Source organism: Citrobacter sp. Cb023 (assembly GCF_030336805.1).
GTDB classification, from domain to species: domain Bacteria; phylum Pseudomonadota; class Gammaproteobacteria; order Enterobacterales; family Enterobacteriaceae; genus Citrobacter; species Citrobacter braakii.
In genome coordinates this window covers 327830-350172 of the sequence record NZ_JAOWCV010000034.1, presented here as the reverse complement: position 1 = coordinate 350172, position 22343 = coordinate 327830, and the positions used below count along the sequence as shown (strand labels likewise).

Genomic DNA, 22343 nt, shown 5'->3' with positions numbered 1-22343 from the left:
CAACTATGGGTATAGCATTTACTATGGAATGGATTGCCGATCCGTCAATCTGGGCCGGACTCGTCACGCTAATCGTGATCGAACTTGTTCTTGGCATTGATAATCTTGTTTTTATTGCCATCCTCGCGGAGAAACTGCCTCCTGCCCAGCGGGATAAGGCGCGTATTACCGGGCTACTGCTGGCGATGGTCATGCGCCTGCTGCTGTTGGCATCAATATCATGGCTGGTAACGCTGACCACGCCGCTGTTCAGCATTCGCGGCCTGAGCTTCAGCGCGCGCGATCTGATCATGCTGTTCGGCGGTTTCTTCCTGCTGTTTAAAGCCACCATGGAGCTAAACGAACGGCTGGAAGGCAAAGACAGCGAGAACCCGACCCAGCGTAAAGGCGCTAAGTTCTGGGGCGTCGTCGCGCAAATAGTCGTGCTGGACGCTATCTTCTCCCTGGATTCCGTCATTACCGCCGTAGGGATGGTCGATCACCTGGCGGTAATGATGGCCGCGGTGATTATTGCCATCAGCCTGATGGTGCTTGCCAGCAAGTCGCTGACGCGCTTTGTCAACAGCCATCCAACTATCGTCATTCTGTGCCTGAGCTTCTTGCTGATGATTGGTTTCAGTCTGGTCGCCGATGGGTTTGGTTTCCATATTCCGAAAGGTTACCTGTACGCCGCCATCGGCTTCTCGGTCATGATAGAAGCATTGAACCAGTTGGCTATCTTTAACCGTCGTCGCTTCCTGTCAGCCAACCATACCCTGCGCCAGCGCACCGCCGAGGCGGTAATGCGACTGCTGAGCGGGCAAAAAGAAGACGCCGAACTGGATGCCGAAACCGCGGCCATGCTGGCAGACCATCATGAAGGCCAAATTTTTGCCCCTCAGGAACGGCGGATGATTGAACGTGTGCTGAACCTTAATCAGCGTACGGTCAGCAGCATCATGACCTCGCGCCATGATATTGAGCACATCGACCTCAATGCGCCGGAAACAGAAATCCGCGCTTTGCTGGAAAAAAACCAGCATACGCGTCTGGTGGTCACCGGCGAAGATGAGCAGGAAGACCTGCTGGGCGTGGTGCATGTCATCGACCTGCTGCAGCAATCTCTTCGCGGCGAGCCGCTCGACTTACGCGTCTTGATTCGCCAGCCGTTGGTATTCCCGGAAACTCTGCCGCTGCTTCCGGCGCTTGAACAGTTTCGTAACGCCCGGACGCACTTCGCTTTTGTGGCCGATGAATTTGGGTCAGTTGAAGGGATTGTAACGCTCAGTGACGTGATGGAAACCATCGCCGGTAACCTGCCAAATGAGGTAGAGGAGATTGACGCCCGCCATGACATTCAGAAAAACGCGGATGGTTCATGGACCGCAAACGGACACATGCCGCTGGAAGATCTGGTGCAGTACGTGCCTATCCCGTTAGATGATAAGCGTGAATATCACACCATTGCCGGACTGTTAATGGAGTATTTGCAGCGCATCCCGAAAACCGGGGAGGAAGTTCAGGTCGGCGACTATCGACTAAAAACCCTGCAGGTGGAAAATCATCGCGTGCAAAAAGTCCAACTGATACCGCTGCACAGTGAAGAAGAGATGGATTACGAGGTGTAAATCACGAGCCGGAGGCGGCATCAACCGCCATCCGGCAATATGAATCAGAGTTTATCCAGCAACTTTTTAACATCTTTACCGTTGCGGGAGTCTTTATTGCGATCGGCCCAGTCGTTAAGGCGACGTTTCGCTTCATCCTGCAAATGCTTACGCAAAATCTGGTCGACCTGCAGACTGTAGTTTAGCGCCTGCCACTGACCGTAGACTCTGAGAGGAACCGGGGTAGCCTTCAGGAAGTTAATCAGCTTACTTTCGCCATCCCAGCCGCCCAGCACGCGAATGTTAAACAGCGTGTCGCAATTCAGCTTCACCAGATCCAGCGTTCCCTTGCCGGTCAGCGCCAGCATCGCCGACTCACCCGCCATGTTATCCAGCGTAACCTCGCCGTTATCCAGCGTCATATCGGTTACAAAATGATCCAACCGGGTCACGTTATCCAGGTTTTGCTGAGCTTTAACATCCCCACCGCTACGCTCGACGGCCTGTTGTATCATCTGCTGGAAGTTCATTCCTTCCATTCGCGTATCGCTCATTTCGACATGGGCCTGCCCTTGCCAGCTATGACGAAACGCCTGGGCATCAATATCTGAGCCAGAGAAATCCCCTGCCAGTGACAGCTTACCGGTGAGGGCGATGGGGTAGTCGAAGGCTTTCAGGATAGTACCAATTTCCACGCCTTCCAGGCGCGGATGGAAGACCGCTCGAGGCTGTCCTTTTCTGGCATCCAGCATACCAGGAAGCGACACCAGCCCGCCGTCACTTTTCCCCTGCAACTGCGTAACGTTCAATAAGCCGAACTGGTTGTCAATTTTTGCCGAGACATTGTCAAACGCCATTTTCCGCCACAGCACTTTGTCAGCTTGCAACGCGATGTCTGCCGAAAATCCCTTCAGCCCCTGATACGAAACGGCATCAACCTGGGAAGCAATGACGGGGCGCGCCAGCGTTGACTGACTCTGACCTTGCTGAACTTCACCGTTCGTCGTCACAGCCTCACGCTGTACGAGCAGATTGTCCAGATTGAGCTGACCAAACTTCAGGTCGACGGCCCATTCTGGTTTTTCCAACAATGTCACATGAACTTGCCCGGCGAGAGAGCTGTCGTTAGCGGTCAAATGAATCTGGCTAAACGCGAGCTTTTTTTTCTCTTCCAGCCACTGCGCCTGAAACTGTCCCTGACCTTTGATCCCCTGCGCCGGTAGATCGGCCCCCTGCAGTTGCCAGCTTAGCTGCTCAATATTCGCGGATAAGTTATGCGGATAGTCGGAGGCATCAACGCTGCCGTTGAAGGATAACGCGAGGTCACGCTGATCGCGGTTAACGCGCCCGGAGAAATCAAACGTGCCGCGGTGCTGGTTATCCTGTTCCATGTCCAGACGCATATCGCGAACCGTGACCTGTTCATCGTCTTCATGCTGGAATACCAGAACGCTATCGGCAACACGCAGGCGGGCAATATCAAACGACCATCCTCTGTCTTCAGCCAGGTCGGGCAAGGTATTGTCTTTTGGGGCAACGGGCGCATCTTCGCCGCGCACCGCTTCAGTTTGCGGGGTCAGTTGAATCACCGCGCCTTTGAGCATCACCTGCTTCACGCTGAGCTGGTGACTCAACAGCGGCCACAACGCGACGTCAAGACGCATATTGTCGGCACGAATCAGGGGTTCGCTGGCGCCTTCAGCCGTTAACACCATGCGCCCCGAGAGGATACTCAGCTGTGGCCATACGTGCCAACGCAGAGGGCCATCTAACTGCAGCTGATATCCGCTACGCGCAGCAACCTGCTTGACCATATATGCGCGGAAATCATTCGGATTAACCAACAGTACTAACGCAGAAAAACCGGCCACCAGCACGACCAGTAGAATCATCAGCGTCGTCAGAAATCGTCTCATGCTATCCCCAATGGACTGAAAATACTCAGTCTTTATCGATCCGGCTGGCAACGGCGCCCTGCTGATCGCGATACTTTGCATCCTGACGACGGTTGTAAGGTCGCGCCGCCGGACCGGAAAGCGGTTCGAAGCTTAATGCGCCAATCGGCATGCCAGGACGCAGGGCCAGCGGTAGTTTTCCGGAGTTGTAAAACTCCAGTACGATACAGCCAGACCAGCCCGGATCGATACGGTGTGCGGTGACGTGTACCATCAGTCCCAGACGCGCCAGCGAAGAGCGGCCATCTAACCAACCCACAAGATCGGAAGGCAGCGTCACGGATTCGAACGTCACTGCCAGCGCCAGTTCGCCCGGATGCAGGAAAAATGCCTCGCCGTCTTTGAGGACGATTTCATCACTCATCACGCGATCCAGCGCGGCGCTGACTTCATCTTTCGGTCCGCTCAGATCGATATACGCCGCCGTATGCCCGCGGAACGTACGGAATTTGTTGCCAAGGCGCACATCTACCGTGGCGCCGTTGATTCGCTCGACAGGAGGGCGTGGATTGATCGACAGACGACCTTGATCCAACCAGGCTTCAATATCTCGGTCACATAAACGCATGGCACTTTCTCCTTTCGTGCTTCAACCCCTTAATGCCAGGTGCATTAAGGGTGAACCAGGTTATCACTGAACGGTACACAATTCGCTGAACTTATTCAAAGAACTGACTGATTTTAGCCTTCAGAATATCGATGGCGATGCGGTTTTTACCCCCGCGCGGCACAATGATGTCGGCGTATTGTTTTGAAGGCTCAATAAATTGCAGGAACATTGGACGGACGGTTTTCTGATATTGCGCCATCACTGAATCCATTGAACGACCACGTTCGTTCACATCGCGCTTGATACGGCGCATCAGGCAAATATCCAGCGGGGTATCAACAAAAATAGAGAAGTTCATCTCATCACGCAAACGCGCATCCGTCAGCAGCAAAATGCCTTCCAGGATGATGACTTTCTTGGGTTCGATATGAATAGTGTCTTGCGTGCGCGTGTGCTCAACGTAGCTGTACACCGGCAGCTCAATGGCACTACCGCGTTTCAGCGTTTGCAGATGTTGGAACAGCAGGCTGTGATCCATCGCGTTCGGATGGTCGTAGTTGGTTTTTACACGCTCTTCCATCGATAGATGGCTTTGATCTTTGTAATAGCTGTCTTCGGGAATAACGCCAATATGTTCGTCACCGACTTGTTCACGCAATTCGCGATAAAGAGTACTGGCAATAAGACTCTTGCCGGAAGCCGATGCGCCGGCAATGCCGATAATGACGCACTGATGGGACTGATCAGTCATAAATTTAGCGACCTGATTAACCTGGATGTTAGGAAGGGCGGCGCCGAAACGCCAAACGCGGCAATTATAGGGATTTCAGCGGCGCGACGCCAGCCCAGGCTGCACCAATGCCTTCCCTGTCGCAAATTAAAACGGTCATATTTAAAGCATGCGCTACATTTATTCGCCAGCCTTAGTAATTAATAGCTTGAGAGTGTTAATTTATGAGCAGCTGGCGTATAAATTGTAAATTATTTGTACTAGCATAAACCCAGATTAAATGTGATGCGTCCGGCATCTCTACTGGGCGACAACGGCTATTTGGGTAGAGTGGTAATGAGTAAACAATCCCAACATGTTTTAGTTACCTTACCTCATCCTCTACTGCGCCTGGCCAGTTTAGGTCTGGTGGCTTTCATCTTCACGCTGTTCTCGCTGGAACTGTCTCGTTTCGGTGCGCAGCTGGCGCCGCTGTGGTTTCCGACCTCAATCATGATGGTGGCTTTTTACCGCCATGCGGGAAAAATGTGGCCGGGGATCGCGCTGGCGTGCTCATTGGGTAACATCGCGGGTTCTTTGCTCTTCTTCCCCGGAGAGTCGCTTAGCTTTACCTACACGGCCATCAACATTATTGAGGCTGTCGTGGGGGCAATGTTATTGCGCAAACTGCTGCCCTGGTACAATCCTTTACAAAATCTCAACGACTGGGCGCGTCTGGCATTCGGCAGCGCAGTGGTCCCTCCGCTGCTGGGCGGCGTATTACTCTGGTTATTATTACCGCAAGAAACGTCGTTAAATACCTTCCTCATTTGGGTGCTGTCAGAATCCATCGGCGCGCTGGCGCTGGTACCATTAGGTTTACTGTTTAAGCCACATTATCTGCTGCGCCACCGCAATCCGCGATTACTGCTTGAAACCCTGATTACGCTTCTGGTGACGTTAACGTTCAGTTGGCTGTCGATGATGTTCATTCCATGGCCGTTTACCTGCGTTATTGTCCTGTTGATGTGGAGCGCTGTCCGTCTGCCGCGTATGGAGGCGTTTTTAATTTTCCTCAGCACCGTGATGATGGTTTCGCTGATGTTGGCCGCTGACCCTTCGCTGCTCTACACCCCCAAACAGAACATGATGACCAGCATACCGTGGCTGCCGTTTTTGATGATCCTGTTGCCAGCCAATATGATGACCATGGTGATGTACGCGTTTCGGGCTGAACGCAAGCACATCTCAGAAAGCGAAGCGCGCTTTCGCAATGCTATGGAGTATTCCGCAATTGGCATGGCGCTGGTCGGGACCGAGGGGCAATGGCTACAGGCCAATAAAGCCTTGTGCCAGTTTCTGGGCTATAGCCAGGAGGAGCTACGTTCGCTCACCTTCCAGCAATTAACCTGGCCGGAAGATTTGAACAATGACCTCGAACAGTTAAACATGCTGGCGCGCGGGGAAATTAACAGCTATTCCATGGAGAAACGCTATTACACGCGCGCAGGCGAGGTGGTATGGGCTTTGCTGGCCGTTTCGCTGGTGCGCCATAGCGACAACACCCCACTCTACTTTATTGCGCAGATTGAGGACATTAACGATCTGAAGCACACCGAGTGGATGAACAAACGGCTGATGGAGCGCATTACGCTCGCTAATGAAGCCGGGGGGATCGGCATTTGGGAATGGGAACTGCAGCCTGATGTGATCAGTTGGGATAAGCGTATGTTCGATCTCTACGAAGTCCCGGCACATATCAAGCCCAGTTGGCAAGTCTGGTATGAATGCGTTGTGCCTGAAGATCGCGAACACGCCGAAAATGTGATTCGCGATTCGCTGGCCGCACGAGCCCCGTTTAAGCTTGAGTTTCGTATCGCAGTAAAAGGTGGCATACGGCATATCCGCTCGTTGGCCAACCGGGTACTGAATAAAGACGGTGAAGTTGAACGCTTACTTGGCATCAATATGGATATGACCGAGGTGAAGCAGCTCAACGAAGCGCTGTTTCAAGAAAAAGAGCGTTTGCATATTACGCTGGACTCCATCGGCGAGGCGGTGATTTGTATTGATGTCGACATGAATGTGACCTTTATGAATCCGGTCGCTGAGAAAATGAGCGGCTGGCAGCAGGAAAACGCAATTGGCATTCCGCTCCTGACAGTACTGCGTATTACTTTCGGCGATAACGGTCCGCTGATGGAAAATATCTACAGTGCCGACATGTCACGTAAGGCAATGGAGCAGGAAGTCGTCCTGCATTGTCGCAACGGCAACAGTTATGACATTCAGTACAGCATCACGCCCCTCAGCACCCTTGATGGCGGCAGCATTGGCTCGGTGCTGGTTATTCAGGATGTCACCGAGTCACGTAAGATGCTGCGCCAGCTTAGCTACAGCGCTTCACATGACGACCTGACGCAGTTGGCCAATCGGGTCAGCTTTGAAAACCATCTCAAACAGTTGCTGCATACGGTGCACGACGCGCACCAGAGTCATGTGCTGGTTTTTATCGATCTTGATCGTTTTAAAGCGGTGAACGATAGCGCAGGTCATGCCGCAGGCGATGCCCTGCTGCGCGAACTCTCTTCACTGATGCTAAGCATGCTGCGGTCCAGCGATATGCTGGCGCGCCTTGGCGGCGACGAGTTTGGTCTGTTGCTGCCGGATTGTAATATCGAAAGCGCCCGCTTCATCTCAGGTCGCATCATCAGTGCTATTAACGATTACCACTTCATGTGGGATGGCCGCTTGCACCGCATTGGCGCCAGTGCGGGAATTACGCTGATTGATGACAAAAACCATATCGCGACTGACGTCATGTCTCAGGCGGATATCGCCTGCTACGCGGCGAAAAACAGCGGACGTGGGCGTGTCTGCGTCTATGAACCCCAGCAAAGCCAGGCGCATGCCGCGCGTAGCCAACTGTCATTGGACGAACAAAAGCATACCATTACGCACAGCCCGATGCTGATGATCGCCAGAGGCGTGGCTTCTCCACGTATACCTGAGACGTTTAGCTTCTGGCTTATATCGCTACGCTTAGGGACCGCTGAAGGCGAAGTGATTGAAGAGCAGACATTCCGTACCGGGCTGGTCGATCCCACATTGAATCAAGCGCTCGACCGTCGGGTATTCAGCGAATTCTTCCAGAATGCGGCCCCAGCAGTCGCCAGCAAGGGCCTCAGTGTTGCGCTCCCCCTTTCCGCCGCCGGGCTGCTCAATTCAGAACTTGTTGATGAGCTGCTGGAACAATTGCAACATAGTCCGTTACCGCCGCGGCTGCTGCACCTGACCGTTCCGGCCAGCGTCATCAAAACGAATCCAACGCAGGCGATATCCGCCCTGCATCGGCTACGTCAGTTCGGTTGTCGAATTGTGTTAAGTCAGGTCGGTCGTGATTTAGAGCTTTTTGACAATCTGAAATACCGCATTGTCGATTACCTGTTGCTTGACAGCGAGCTAAGCGCCAGCGCTCACGGAGACCTGATTGACGAGATGTGGGTGTCCATTATCCAGGGCCATGCCCAGCGTCTGGACATTAAAAGCATCGCCGGTCCGGTGCAGTTGCCGCTTATCATGGATGCGCTTTCTGGCATCGGTATTGACATGATTTATGGCGACATTATTGCCAACGCCCAACCGTTGGATCTGCTACTGAATACCAGTAATTTCGCCATCAACTGACGGTTGCCAGCCATCCGTGTACCAGATATGCAAGAGTGCATAGGAGCGCCAGGGTTTCCAACGCTCTGCATACCGCCGGATCTGGGCTGGCGTCATGCCGGGAAAACGCTGTTTAATCAGATAATCATCCGGCAGAAAAACATCCTTCGCCTGCCAACCACGCAGCGCAAAATAGTTGGCGGTCCAGCGCCCTATTCCGGGAAACGTTTGTAGTTGCTTAACGCCTTGCTCAATATCGTCAGGCGCTTCTGTCGCAAGCGTTCCTTCAAGCGTTGCACGCGCCAGGTGAATCAACGCTTCAGCGCGTTTGAGCGGCATCCCTAACGCTTTCAGGTGCAACGGTTCGGCGTCAGCAAGCGCTTCAGGCGTGGGAAAACAAACATACCCTGGCGCATCCTCCAGCGTGTCGCCATAAGCATGGGCGACTTTCGCTGTCAGTTTTGCCGCCATAGCCACGCTGACTAACTGCCCTAAAATCGCCCGTACCCCTTGCTCAAAAGCATCGACACATCCCGGCAGGCGCAGTCCCGGACGCGCCGCACCAAGGCTTCCCAGCGCGCTGACAATTTGCTGCGGGCAGCAGGTAAGATCAAACAAACGGGTTATTTTCGCCAGGCACTCGGGGGCGGCGGGTTGTAATCCCGAACTTAACGTCACGTGTAGCACATTGGCGTGCAAATCCGGTACGACGCGCACCAGACCCCGATGCTCCCCTACGGACAGGCTTCTGGTATAACTCAGTTCCTCCACCGTTTCGACACCGTTAACCGCACGGGCGGCAAGAAATCCCAGCATCCAGGGCCAGTCATAAGGCGGTTGCCAGCTCAGCGTGAACATTCAGTTTTCCTTTTTATGCAAACCTACAGCATAAACGGTATTCAATCGATGCGCCTTGCTTTCATATTCCAGTTGTCGGAGCGTCAACATTTCGTTAAAGTCACGCCCCTTCTTCACTGGCATGGGGATTTTTACGGTGTTTATTGGTTTTGACTACGGTACGGCAAACTGTTCAGTGGCCGTTATGCGTGACGGGCAGCCTCACCTGCTCAAAATGGAAAATAACAGCACGCTTCTGCCTTCAATGCTGTGCGCGCCAACGCGCGAAGCGGTCAGCGAGTGGCTGTATCGCCATCACGACATCCCAACCACGGACGACGAAACGCAGGCGCTGCTTCGCCGCGCGATGCGCTATAACCGCGAAGAAGACATTGACGTTAACGCCAACAGCGTGCAGTTCGGTCTGGCATCGCTGGGTCAATATATTGAAGACCCGGAAGAGGTGTACTTCGTTAAATCGCCAAAATCATTTTTGGGTGCCAGCGGTCTGAAGCCGCAGCAGGTTGCGCTGTTTGAAGATCTGGTCTGCGCGATGATGCTGCACATACGCAACCAGGCACAAAATCAGTTGCCGGAAGCCATCACCCAGGCCGTTATTGGTCGTCCCATCAACTTCCAGGGGTTAGGGGGCGATGATGCCAACGCCCAGGCGCAGGGTATTCTTGAACGTGCGGCTAAACGCGCCGGTTTTCAGGATGTCGTCTTCCAGTACGAGCCGGTAGCGGCTGGTCTGGATTACGAAGCCACGCTGCAGGAAGAAAAACGCGTGCTGGTGGTGGATATTGGCGGGGGTACAACCGACTGTTCACTGCTGCTGATGGGGCCGCAATGGCATCAGCGCGCCGATCGCGAAAACAGCCTGCTGGGGCACAGCGGCTGCCGCGTTGGCGGGAACGATCTGGATATTGCGCTGGCGTTTAAACATCTGATGCCGCTGCTCGGTATGGGGGGAGAAACGGAAAAAGGGATCGCCTTACCTATTCTGCCCTGGTGGAACGCGGTCGCGATCAACGATGTTCCCGCGCAAAGTGACTTCTACAGTAGCGCCAACGGTCGCTTGCTCAACGATCTTGTCCGTGACGCGAAAGAAGCCGATAAAGTCGCCCTACTGCTTAAAGTCTGGCGCGAGCGTCTGAGCTATCGCCTGGTGCGCAGCGCAGAAGAGAGCAAAATCGCGCTCTCCGATCAGACCATTGTGACGGCGGCGATACCGTTTATCAGCGACACGCTGGCAACCGATATCAGTCAACACGGGCTGGAAGCTGCGCTCAATCAGCCCCTGGCGCGCATTCTGGAGCAGGTTCAACTGGCGCTTGAAAACGCGCAGGAAAAACCGGACGTGATTTACCTGACCGGCGGTAGCGCGCGTTCGCCGCTGATTAAAAAAGCCCTCGCCCAGCAACTTCCCGGGATTCCGATCGCGGGGGGCGATGATTTCGGTTCCGTTACTGCCGGACTGGCCCGCTGGGCTGACGTTGTTTTCCGCTAAGCGGCTCGCATGCTGAAAAGTACGCGTATTGACATCACCATTGCTGTGGCTTAATTTCAGGAGTGAGGGTTAGGGAGGGCTTCCCCTCCTCCTGGTGTCTTAGTAAGCCGGTAAGCTAATCACTAAGAGTATCACCAGGATGATGACCTGCTTCATCATAACCCTTTCCCTATTTTGGCCCCTTCCTCGGGAGGGGCTTTTCCGTTCCAGCGTCCTGCTGAAATCTCTGGCTCTCCTCCTTTTTGCCTTGTCAGCACTCTAACGCACAATCACGTATTCGCTATCTTCACCACCGATTGTTGCGTAACGCTTCGCAAAGCCGCATCAGCATTCAGACGAATCCCGACAGTGTTTCATAATTCCTCCATTTTTCTCCCTTGTTCGCTGGCTAAACTAGTATCATTCCGCGAATCGTTTCAGGATGAGAAACTTATAACAATGAAAGGCAGTAAAAAATCCCGCTGGGTTATAGCAATCGCGATCGTTGTGGCCACCGTCGCCGCCATCTGGTTCTGGCAAAGCCGTAACGACGCCCAGGAAAACGCACCGGGCGCGACCAAACCAGCGCAGCACACGCCAGGTTCGGGACGGCGTGGAATGCGCTCCGGGCCGTTGGCTCCCGTTCAGGCTGCCACCGCCGCCATGGAAGCCGTTCCGCGTTACCTGACAGGGCTGGGTACCATTACTGCCGCAAATACCGCCACGGTACGTAGCCGGGTGGATGGTCAGCTCATTGCCTTACACTTCGAGGAAGGACAGCAGGTAAAAGCCGGCGACCTGCTGGCAGAGATAGATCCCAGCCAGTTCAAAGTTGCTCTGGCTCAGGCGCAGGGCCAACTGGCAAAAGATAAAGCCACGCTGGCAAATGCCCGTCGCGATCTTGCCCGCTATCAACAACTGGTGAAAACTAATCTGGTCTCCCGCCAGGAGCTGGATGCCCAGCAGGCGCTGGTAAATGAAACGTTAGGGACAATCAAAGCCGATGAAGCCAGCGTCGCCAGCGCCCAATTGCAGCTTGACTGGAGCCGGATAACCGCGCCTGTAGAGGGGCGTGTCGGTCTGAAGCAGGTCGACGTCGGTAACCAAATTTCCAGCGGCGATACCACCGGAATCGTCGTCATTACGCAAACCCATCCTATCGACCTGATATTCACCTTGCCTGAAAACGACATTGCCACCGTGTTGCGGGCGCAAAAATCGGGGACTCCGTTAAAGGTCGAAGCCTGGGACCGAACCAATTCGCAAAAACTGAGCGAAGGCGTCCTGCTCAGTCTCGACAATCAGATTGATGCCACGACCGGAACCATCAAAGTTAAAGCCCGTTTTAACAATCAGGATGATGCTTTATTCCCTAACCAGTTCGTTAACGCCCGCATGCTGGTCGACACGGAACAAAACGCCGTGGTGATCCCAACGGCCGCCCTGCAGATGGGCAATGAGGGCCATTTTGTCTGGGTGCTGAACAGCGAGAATAAAGTGAGCAAACATCTGGTTAAACCAGGTATTCAGGATAGCCAAAAAGTAGTGATCGCCGCCGGGTTGTCCGCAGGCGATCGGGTCATAACCGACGGTATTGACCGCCTGACGGAAGGCGCAAAAGTAGAAGTCGTAGAGGCGCATGACGCCTCTGCTCAGGATGAGAAAACTGCGCCCCGCGGATACGGCAAAAAAGGAGCTAACTCCTGATGCAGGTGTTACCTCCGCACAACACAGGCGGGCCATCACGCCTGTTTATTCTGCGACCTGTCGCCACCACGCTGCTGATGGTCGCGATTTTGCTTGCCGGTATTATCGGTTATCGTTTCCTGCCGATCGCTGCCTTACCGGAAGTCGATTACCCCACGATTCAGGTCGTTACGCTGTACCCGGGCGCCAGCCCGGACGTCATGACCTCGGCGGTAACCGCGCCGCTTGAGCGTCAGTTCGGACAGATGTCCGGCTTAAAACAGATGTCCTCGCAAAGTTCCGGCGGCGCATCGGTCGTCACGTTGCAGTTTCAACTGACGCTGCCGCTGGATGTTGCCGAGCAGGAAGTTCAGGCTGCGATTAACGCCGCCACCAATTTATTACCGGGCGATCTGCCCAATCCGCCGGTCTACAGCAAGGTAAACCCGGCAGATCCACCGATCATGACGCTGGCGGTCACGTCCAGCGCCATGCCGATGACGCAGGTGGAAGATATGGTCGAAACCCGCGTCGCGCAGAAAATCTCTCAGGTTTCCGGTGTCGGTCTGGTAACACTTTCCGGCGGGCAACGACCGGCGGTCCGCGTGAAGCTTAACGCACAGGCTATTGCCGCACTCGGTCTGACCAGCGAAACCATCCGTACAGCCATTACCGGGGCTAACGTCAATTCGGCAAAAGGGAGTCTTGATGGCCCAACGCGTGCTGTCACCCTTTCCGCCAACGACCAGATGCAGTCCGCAGACGAATATCGCCAGCTCATCGTGGCCTATAAAAACGGTGCGCCGGTTCGTCTGGGCGATGTCGCCACCGTCGAACAAGGGGCAGAAAATAGCTGGCTGGGCGCATGGGCCAATAAGCAACAAGCCATTGTGATGAATGTTCAGCGCCAGCCTGGGGCGAACATCATCTCCACGGCAGACAGTATCCGTCAAATGCTGCCGCAGCTCACCGAAAGCCTGCCCAAATCAGTTAAGGTCAGCGTGCTTTCGGATCGTACGACCAATATTCGTGCGTCCGTTGCAGACACCCAGTTTGAGCTAATGCTGGCGATTGCGCTGGTGGTGATGATCATCTACCTGTTCCTGCGCAATATTCCGGCGACGATTATTCCTGCGGTCGCCGTTCCGCTGTCGCTCATCGGCACCTTCGCGGTGATGGTATTTCTTGATTTCTCCATCAATAACCTGACCCTAATGGCGCTAACCATCGCGACAGGATTCGTAGTGGATGACGCTATCGTGGTTATCGAGAATATTTCTCGCTATATCGAAAAAGGCGAAAAACCGCTGACTGCCGCCCTGAAGGGGGCTGGTGAGATTGGTTTTACCATCATCTCTCTGACATTTTCGCTAATCGCCGTGCTGATCCCACTGTTGTTTATGGGTGATATCGTTGGCCGATTATTCCGCGAGTTTGCCGTTACGCTGGCCGTGGCAATTCTGATTTCCGCCGTCGTCTCGCTCACCCTCACGCCGATGATGTGCGCGCGCATGCTTAATCAGGCCTCGTTGCGTAAGCAAAACCGCTTTTCCCGTGCCTCGGAGCGAATGTTCGATCGCGTCATTGCCGGGTACGGTCACTGGCTGGCAAAAGTGCTGAACCATCCGTGGCTCACGCTGGGCGTGGCGCTCGGCACGCTGGCACTGAGCGTTATGTTATGGGTCTTTATCCCCAAAGGGTTCTTCCCAATCCAGGACAACGGCATCATCCAGGGTACGCTGCAGGCGCCGCAGTCCAGTTCATTTGCCAGCATGGCCCAGCGCCAGCGCCAGGTTTCCGATGTCATCCTTCGAGATCCGGCGGTAGAGAGCCTGACCGCTTTTGTCGGCGTGGATGGTACTAATCCGGCATTGAACAGCGCGCGTCTGCAAATCAACCTTAAGCCGCTGGACGATCGCGACGATCGCGTGCAGAAAGTGATCGCACGCCTACAGGACGCGGTTGACAGAGTACCCGGCGTTGATCTCTATCTTCAGCCCACCCAGGACCTGACGATTGATACCCAGGTCAGCCGGACGCAATATCAGTTTACGCTGCAAGCAACGTCCCTTGACGCCCTCAGCACCTGGGTTCCACAGCTGTTAGAAAAACTTCACCAGCTACCGCAACTGTCTGATGTCAGTAGCGACTGGCAGGACAAAGGGCTGGTGGCGTATGTGAACGTCAATCGCGATAGCGCCAGCCGTTTAGGCATCAGCATGGCGGATGTCGATAACGCCCTGTACAACGCCTTCGGCCAGCGACTGATTTCAACCATCTACACCCAGGCCAACCAGTATCGCGTCGTGTTGGAGCATGACACCAATAGTACGCCGGGACTTGCTGCACTGGACACTATCCGTCTGACCAGTAGCGACGGCGGCGTGGTTCCGCTCAGCGCAATCGCCAGCATTGAACAGCGTTTCGCTCCGCTGTCGATTAACCACCTCGATCAGTTCCCGGTCACCACCATCTCGTTCAACGTACCGGACGATCATTCGCTGGGCGATGCGGTGCAGGCAATTCTGGATGCCGAAAAAACGCTCAATCTGCCAGCAAATATTACCACCCAGTTCCAGGGCAGTACGCTCGCTTTCCAGGCCGCACTGGGTAATACCATCTGGTTGATTGTGGCTGCGGTTGTCGCGATGTATATCGTCCTCGGCGTGCTGTATGAGAGCTTTATTCACCCGATTACCATTCTCTCCACGCTACCCACGGCGGGTGTCGGTGCCCTCCTGGCGTTAATGATTGCCGGCAGTGAACTGGACGTCATCGCGATTATCGGCATTATTTTGCTCATCGGTATCGTCAAGAAAAACGCCATCATGATGATCGACTTCGCCCTTGCCGCGGAGCGCGAACAGGGCATGACCCCACGCGACGCTATTTTCCAGGCCTGTCTGCTGCGTTTTCGCCCGATTCTGATGACTACGCTGGCGGCACTGCTCGGTGCGTTGCCGCTGATGTTAAGTACCGGCGTGGGGGCCGAATTACGTCGTCCATTAGGAATTGGTATGGTCGGCGGTCTGCTGGTAAGCCAGGTATTAACCCTGTTTACCACCCCGGTGATTTATCTGCTGTTTGACCGTCTGTCGCTGTACGTGAAAAGCCGCTTCCCGCGTCAGGAAGAGGAAGCGTAAATGAAATTTTTCGCGCTTTTCATTCATCGTCCGGTGGCGACCATTCTCATTTCGGTGGCCATCACCCTGTGCGGGATACTGGGCTTTCGTCTGCTGCCGGTAGCTCCGCTGCCGCAGGTGGATTTCCCGGTGATCATGGTCAGCGCATCATTACCCGGCGCTTCCCCTGAAACGATGGCGTCTTCGGTAGCCACCCCGCTGGAGCGCTCACTGGGGCGCATCGCGGGCGTGAACGAAATGACCTCGAGCAGTTCCCTTGGCAGTACGCGCATTATTCTTGAATTCAAATTCGACCGTGACATCAATGGCGCGGCGCGGGATGTTCAGGCCGCGATTAACGCAGCGCAAAGCCTGCTACCCAGCGGTATGCCAAGCCGTCCCACGTACCGCAAAGCCAACCCTTCCGATGCGCCAATCATGATCCTGACGCTCACGTCGGACACTTACTCGCAGGGTGAGCTGTACGATTTCGCATCAACCCAATTAGCACAGACCATCGCGCAAATCGACGGCGTGGGTGACGTCGACGTTGGGGGCAGCTCTCTGCCTGCCGTGCGCGTAGGGCTTAATCCGCAAGCGCTGTTTAATCAGGGCGTGTCGCTGGACGACGTGCGTAGCGCGATTGCTAACGCCAATGTGCGTAAGCCGCAGGGAGCTATCGAGAATGATACCCACCGCTGGCAGGTACAAACCAACGATGAGCTGAAAACCGCCGCCGAGTACCAGCCGATTATCATCCACTACAATAACGGCGCTGCGGTGCGGCTGGGCGATGTTGCGTCTGTGAGCGACTCGGTGCAGGACGTACGTAACGCGGGGATGACCAACGCAAAACCGGCTATCCTGCTGATGATCCGCAAGCTGCCAGAAGCCAATATTATTCAGACGGTAGACAGCATTCGGGCCAAATTACCGGAGTTACAAACGCTGGTCCCGGCCGCCATCGATCTGCAAATTGCCCAGGACCGTTCACCGACCATTCGCACCTCGCTGGAGGAAGTCGAACAGACGCTGATTATCTCCGTTGCGCTGGTTATTCTGGTGGTCTTTGTTTTCCTGCGCTCCGGGCGCGCGACCCTGATCCCTGCGGTAGCGGTTCCGGTCTCGCTGATCGGTACCTTTGCCGCCATGTATCTGTGCGGATTCAGCCTGAACAACCTGTCATTAATGGCGTTGACCATTGCCACGGGATTTGTCGTTGATGACGCAATCGTGGTGCTGGAAAATATCGCCCGCCACCTGGAAGCGGGAATGAAGCCACTGCAGGCGGCGCTACAGGGTACGCGCGAAGTGGGATTCACGGTGCTCTCAATGAGCCTGTCGCTGGTAGCGGTGTTCCTCCCGCTGCTGTTAATGGGCGGATTGCCTGGGCGCTTGCTGCGCGAATTTGCCGTCACGCTGTCAGTTGCTATCGGTATCTCGCTGCTGGTGTCGCTGACATTAACGCCAATGATGTGTGGCTGGATGCTCAAATCCAGCGCCCCGCGTGAACAGTCTCGTAAACGGGGTTTTGGTCGTGTGCTGGTGGCACTGCAACAGAGTTACGGCACTTCGCTTAAATGGGTGCTGCGCCATACGCGACTGGTTGGCGTGGTGTTACTTGGCACCATTGCGCTGAATATCTGGCTTTATATTTCCATCCCCAAAACCTTCTTCCCGGAGCAGGATACGGGCGTGTTGATGGGGGGGATTCAGGCCGACCAGAGCATCTCTTTCCAGGCGATGCGCGGCAAACTGCAGGACTTTATGAAGATCATCCGCGACGACCCGGCGGTGAATAACGTCACCGGTTTTACCGGCGGTTCCCGGGTTAACAGCGGGATGATGTTTATCACCCTCAAGCCACGCGATGAGCGCGGTGAAACCGCTCAGCAGGTGATCGACCGCCTGCGCGTCGCGCTTGCAAAAGAGCCTGGCGCGAATCTGTTTCTGATGGCGGTGCAGGATATTCGCGTCGGCGGTCGCCAGGCCAATGCCAGCTATCAATACACATTGCTTTCTGACGATCTGGCGGCATTGCGCGAGTGGGAACCGAAGATCCGTAAGGCGCTTGCCGCCCTGCCCCAACTGGCGGATGTCAACTCCGATCAGCAGGACAATGGCGCGGAAATGAACCTGGTCTACGATCGCGACACCATGTCTCGTCTGGGGATCGACGTTGCAGCCGCTAACAGCCTGTTGAACAACGCTTTTGGACAACGGCAAATTTCAACTATTTATCAACCGATGAACCAGTACAAAGTGGTGATGGAGGTCGATCGACGTTACACCCAGGACATCAGCGCGCTGGATAAAATGTTCGTCATCAACAATGACGGTAAGGCAATCCCGCTATCGTACTTTGCCAAATGGCAACCGGCGAATGCCCCGCTGTCGGTAAACCATCAGGGCTTGTCTGCTGCCTCAACCGTGTCGTTTAACCTGCCAACAGGTTCTTCACTGTCTGAGGCGACAGAGGCTATCAACAGAACCATGACCCAGCTCGGCGTCCCCTCCACGGTTCGCGGTAGCTTTGCCGGCACGGCACAGGTATTTCAGGACACCATGAACTCACAGGTGATCCTGATTATCGCCGCCATTGCCACAGTCTACATCGTTCTGGGGATGCTGTATGAAAGCTATGTCCATCCCCTGACCATTCTCTCCACGCTACCTTCAGCTGGCGTCGGGGCTTTGCTGGCGCTGGAGCTGTTCAATGCCCCGTTCAGCCTAATCGCCCTGATAGGGATAATGCTATTAATTGGCATTGTGAAGAAAAATGCCATCATGATGGTCGATTTTGCGCTGGAAGCACAGAGAAACGGCAAGCTGCAGCCAGAAGAAGCCATTTTCCAGGCCTGCCTGCTGCGCTTTCGCCCAATCATGATGACCACGCTGGCGGCGTTGTTTGGCGCGCTGCCGCTGGTGTTATCCGCCGGGGATGGCTCCGAACTACGTCAACCTTTGGGGATAACCATTGTCGGCGGGCTGGTCGTGAGTCAACTCCTGACGCTGTACACCACGCCTGTGGTCTATCTCTTTTTCGACCGTCTGCGTTTTTCGCGTAAAAACAGCAAACCGGTAGCAGAGTTATGACAGAACTTCCCGACAGCACCCGCTGGCAGCTTTGGATTGTGGCATTCGGCTTTTTTATGCAGTCGCTGGATACCACCATCGTGAATACTGCGCTTCCCTCGATGGCGGCAAGCCTCGGGGAAAGCCCGTTACACATGCATATGGTCATTGTGTCATATGTTTTAACCGTTGCCGTGATGCTGCCCGCCAGCGGATGGCTGGCGGACAAAGTTGGCGTGCGTAATATCTTCTTCACCGCCATCATCCTGTTTACGCTTGGCTCGCTGTTTTGCGCCGGGTCCAGCACACTCAACGAGCTGGTGATGGCGCGCGTCTTACAAGGCGTTGGCGGTGCGATGATGGTGCCGGTCGGCAGGCTAACGGTGATGAAAATCGTCCCGCGTGAGCAATATATGGCGGCGATGACGTTTGTCACATTGCCCGGTCAGATTGGCCCGCTACTGGGACCGGCATTAGGCGGTATTCTGGTTGAGTACGCCTCCTGGCACTGGATATTTTTGATTAACATTCCGGTTGGTATTGTCGGCGCGATAGCGACGTTAATGCTGATGCCCAACTACACCATGCAAACCCGACGCTTCGATCTCTCCGGATTTGCGATGCTGGCAGTCGGCATGGCGGTACTGACGCTGGCACTTGATGGCAGTAAAGGAACCGGCATCTCCAGTATCTCGCTGGCAGCGTTGGTTATCTGCGGAGTGCTGGCTATTGCGCTGTATCTGAAACACGCCCATCGTAATCCACGCGCGCTGTTCAGCCTGAATCTGTTTCGCACACCGACCTTCTCGCTGGGTCTTTTCGGCAGTTTTGCGGGACGCATCGGTAGCGGTATGCTGCCGTTTATGACGCCGGTGTTTTTACAAATAGGCCTCGGTTTTTCGCCCTTTCATGCCGGGCTGATGATGATCCCGATGGTGCTCGGCAGTATGGGCATGAAGCGCATTGTGGTGCAGGTCGTTAATCGCTTTGGCTACCGTCGCGTACTGGTCGCTACAACGCTTGGCCTGTCGCTGGTCAGTCTGCTGCTGATGACCACCGCGCTGCTCGGCTGGTATTACGCCCTGCCCTTCGTACTGTTCTTACAGGGAATGGTCAACTCAACGCGCTTTTCATCCATGAACACCCTGACGTTAAAAGACCTGCCTGACGATCTCGCCAGCAGTGGTAACAGCCTGCTGTCAATGATCATGCAGCTGTCGATGAGTATCGGGGTGACCATCGCGGGCCTGCTGCTAGGCATGTTCGGTCAGCAGCATAGCGTCATCGACAGCGGAAGTACGCATACCGTCTTTATGTATACCTGGCTGTGCATCGCATTCATTATCGCGCTGCCCGCCATTATTTTTGCCCGCGTGCCGAACGACACGCAAACCAACGCGGTGATTTCACGGCGCAAAAGGAGCACCTGATGAAGTTCTGGCGGCCCGGTATCACCGGCAAACTGTTTCTGGCGATTTTCGCCACCTGCATCGTATTGCTGATCAGCATGCACTGGGCCGTACGCATAAGCTTCGAACGCGGTTTTATTGACTATATCAAGCACGGTAACGAACAGCGGCTGCAAATGCTCAGCGACGCATTAAGCGAGCAGTATGAGCAGCACGGCAACTGGCGATTCTTACGCAATAACGATCGGTTTGTTTTTCAGATCCTGCGTTCTTTTGAACACGACAACGACGATGATAAACCCGGCCCCGGCATGCCGCCGCACGGCTGGCGTACGCAGTTTTGGGTTGTCGACCAAAATGCCCGCGTGCTGGTCGGTCCGCGTGCTCCGGTCCCCCGTGACGGTATGCGCCATCCGATCCGCGTCAACGGTAGCGAAGTCGGTGCCGTGATTGCCTCTCCCGTGGAACGCTTAACGCGCAATACGGATATCAATTTCGACATGCAGCAAAGACGTTCCAGTTGGCTCATCGTCGCGCTTTCCACGATCCTGGCTGCGCTGGCAACGTTTACGCTGGCGCGCAGCCTGCTGGCCCCGGTCAAGCGGTTAGTGGAAGGCACGCACAAACTGGCGGCTGGCGATTTCACCACTCGCGTTGCGCCGACCAGTACGGATGAGCTGGGCAAGCTGGCGCAGGACTTCAACCAGCTTGCCAGTACGCTGGAAAAAAACCAGCAGATGCGTCGTGACTTTATGGCCGATATTTCTCACGAACTGCGTACGCCGTTAGCGGTGTTGCGCGGTGAACTGGAGGCCATTCAGGATGGCGTACGCCAGTTCACCCCTGACTCCGTTGCCTCTTTGCAAGCTGAAGTGGGTACGCTCACCAAGCTGGTGGACGATCTGCATCAGCTCTCCATGTCCGATGAAGGCGCGCTGGCCTACCAGAAAACATCGCTGGATCTCATCCCGCTGTTGGAAGTGGCAAGTGGCGCATTTCGTGAACGCTTTGCCAGCCGTGGACTGACGATACAACTTTCACTCCCGGACAGCATGACGGTATTTGGCGACAGGGATCGTCTGATGCAGTTGTTCAACAATCTGCTGGAAAACAGTCTGCGCTACACCGACAGCGGCGGCGGGCTGCACATCAGCGCCGAACAACGCGAGCGTATGGTTTTATTAACCTTCGCTGATTCCGCTCCCGGCGTAAGTGACGACCAGTTACAGAAGCTGTTTGAACGCTTTTATCGCACCGAAGGCTCGCGTAACCGTGCCAGCGGTGGTTCCGGGCTGGGGCTGGCAATTTGCGTCAATATCGTACAGGCGCATAATGGTCTGATTCGCGCCGCCCATTCGCCTTTTGGCGGGGTGAGCATTACAGTAACATTACCGCTGGAACGCGATTTACAGAGAGATGTATGACTGAGCTACCCATTGATGAAAACACGCCGCGTATTCTGATCGTGGAAGACGAGCCCAAGCTGGGGCAACTGCTTATCGACTATCTGCGCGCGGCAAGCTACGCTCCTACGCTCATCAGCCACGGCGATCTGGTTCTTCCTTACGTGCGTCAGACGCCGCCCGATCTGATCTTGTTGGATCTGATGCTGCCTGGTACCGACGGCCTGACTCTGTGCCGGGAAATCCGCCGATTCTCTGAAGTCCCCATCATGATGGTAACCGCCAAGATAGAAGAAATTGATCGCCTGCTGGGGCTGGAGATCGGTGCGGATGATTATATTTGCAAACCCTACAGCCCGCGTGAAGTTGTTGCTCGCGTAAAGACGATTCTGCGCCGTTGCAAGCCGCAGCGCGAACTGCAACAGATGGATGCTGACAGCCCGTTGATCGTCGATGAAGGTCGTTTTCAGGCGTCCTGGCGTGGGAAAATGCTCGACTTAACGCCTGCTGAATTTCGCTTACTCAAAACGTTGTCGCATGAACCGGGAAAAGTGTTCTCCCGTGAACAGTTGCTCAATCATCTCTATGACGATTACCGTGTCGTTACCGACCGAACCATCGACAGCCATATTAAGAACCTGCGACGCAAGCTGGAATCGCTGGATGCGGAGCAGTCGTTTATCCGCGCGGTCTATGGCGTAGGGTATCGCTGGGAAGCCGACGCCTGCCGGATTGTGTAAACACTCCCGTCCTGCAGGACTCCGCGGCTTCGTGGAGTCCTGTTGACTAGCAACTCTCCAAATATCGCTCATACTCTTTGTGGCAACACTGTCGTCAATAACTGTTTGATATAAAA

Annotated in this window: 14 protein-coding genes; 9 read left to right on the top strand and 5 right to left on the bottom strand. The window is 54.9% G+C overall.

Translation table 11 applies throughout. From position 1 onward, the window contains the following. Positions 1 to 23 precede the first annotated feature (23 nt). Positions 24 to 1607 carry a TerC family protein gene (locus tag OGW44_RS11845; protein ID WP_019077138.1) on the top strand — a complete coding sequence of 528 codons (1584 nt, stop codon included), beginning with the start codon at positions 24 to 26 and terminating at the stop codon, positions 1605 to 1607. Between the two features lie 44 nt (positions 1608 to 1651). On the opposite strand, the gene asmA is transcribed toward OGW44_RS11845, so the two are convergent. The 3 genes from asmA to udk form a co-directional block, all read right to left on the bottom strand. After that, positions 1652 to 3502, bottom strand: coding sequence for an outer membrane assembly protein AsmA (asmA, locus tag OGW44_RS11840; RefSeq protein ID WP_185654844.1), 1851 nt, complete (start codon positions 3500 to 3502; stop codon positions 1652 to 1654). Positions 3503 to 3527: 25 nt separating this feature from the next. Next, a complete protein-coding gene (gene dcd / locus OGW44_RS11835) occupies positions 3528 to 4109 on the bottom strand; it encodes a dCTP deaminase (RefSeq protein ID WP_016153598.1) in 582 nt (193 codons plus the stop codon). 91 nt (positions 4110 to 4200) lie between these two features. After that, complete coding sequence (gene udk, locus OGW44_RS11830; RefSeq protein WP_003036776.1) at positions 4201 to 4842, bottom strand: uridine kinase; 642 nt, start codon at positions 4840 to 4842, stop codon at positions 4201 to 4203. A gap of 315 nt (positions 4843 to 5157) precedes the next feature. Here udk and OGW44_RS11825 point away from each other — a divergent pair, with 315 nt between their 5' ends. Further along, positions 5158 to 8487 (top strand): diguanylate cyclase, encoded by a 3330-nt coding sequence (locus tag OGW44_RS11825; protein ID WP_049270765.1) that lies wholly within the window; start codon positions 5158 to 5160, stop codon positions 8485 to 8487. Here the strand turns inward: OGW44_RS11825 and alkA are convergent. Continuing rightward, positions 8455 to 9324 carry a DNA-3-methyladenine glycosylase 2 gene (gene alkA / locus OGW44_RS11820; protein ID WP_185654846.1) on the bottom strand — a complete coding sequence of 290 codons (870 nt, stop codon included), beginning with the start codon at positions 9322 to 9324 and terminating at the stop codon, positions 8455 to 8457. The genes OGW44_RS11825 and alkA overlap by 33 nt on opposite strands. Positions 9325 to 9460: 136 nt before the next feature. On the opposite strand from alkA, the gene yegD reads away from it, so the two are divergent. Then, positions 9461 to 10813, top strand: coding sequence for a molecular chaperone (gene yegD, locus OGW44_RS11815; RefSeq protein WP_046275425.1), 1353 nt, complete (start codon positions 9461 to 9463; stop codon positions 10811 to 10813). A gap of 99 nt (positions 10814 to 10912) precedes the next feature. On the opposite strand, the gene OGW44_RS11810 is transcribed toward yegD, so the two are convergent. Further along, positions 10913 to 10972 (bottom strand): type I toxin-antitoxin system Ibs family toxin, encoded by a 60-nt coding sequence (locus OGW44_RS11810; protein ID WP_109017525.1) that lies wholly within the window; start codon positions 10970 to 10972, stop codon positions 10913 to 10915. A 279-nt stretch (positions 10973 to 11251) separates the two neighbouring features. Between OGW44_RS11810 and OGW44_RS11805 the strand changes: the two genes are divergently transcribed. The 6 genes from OGW44_RS11805 to baeR are packed head-to-tail and all read left to right on the top strand — an operon-like array spanning position 11252 to position 22227. Further along, entirely contained in the window at positions 11252 to 12499 is a 1248-nt protein-coding gene (locus OGW44_RS11805; RefSeq protein WP_016153602.1) for an MdtA/MuxA family multidrug efflux RND transporter periplasmic adaptor subunit, read from the top strand. Beyond that, positions 12499 to 15621 (top strand): MdtB/MuxB family multidrug efflux RND transporter permease subunit, encoded by a 3123-nt coding sequence (locus tag OGW44_RS11800; RefSeq protein WP_185654847.1) that lies wholly within the window; start codon positions 12499 to 12501, stop codon positions 15619 to 15621. Before OGW44_RS11805 ends, OGW44_RS11800 begins: the two co-directional genes overlap by 1 nt. Continuing rightward, on the top strand, positions 15622 to 18696 hold the full coding sequence (mdtC, locus tag OGW44_RS11795; protein WP_185654848.1) for a multidrug efflux RND transporter permease subunit MdtC: 3075 nt from the start codon (positions 15622 to 15624) through the stop codon (positions 18694 to 18696). It begins immediately after the preceding gene. Then, positions 18693 to 20105 (top strand): MFS transporter, encoded by a 1413-nt coding sequence (locus OGW44_RS11790; protein WP_016153605.1) that lies wholly within the window; start codon positions 18693 to 18695, stop codon positions 20103 to 20105. The genes mdtC and OGW44_RS11790 overlap by 4 nt, the downstream gene beginning before the upstream one ends. Next, complete coding sequence (gene baeS / locus OGW44_RS11785) at positions 20105 to 21508, top strand: envelope stress sensor histidine kinase BaeS (RefSeq protein ID WP_016153606.1); 1404 nt, start codon at positions 20105 to 20107, stop codon at positions 21506 to 21508. The genes OGW44_RS11790 and baeS overlap by 1 nt, the downstream gene beginning before the upstream one ends. Next, positions 21505 to 22227 carry an envelope stress response regulator BaeR gene (gene baeR, locus OGW44_RS11780; RefSeq protein ID WP_016156936.1) on the top strand — a complete coding sequence of 241 codons (723 nt, stop codon included), beginning with the start codon at positions 21505 to 21507 and terminating at the stop codon, positions 22225 to 22227. Before baeS ends, baeR begins: the two co-directional genes overlap by 4 nt. Positions 22228 to 22343 lie beyond the last annotated feature (116 nt).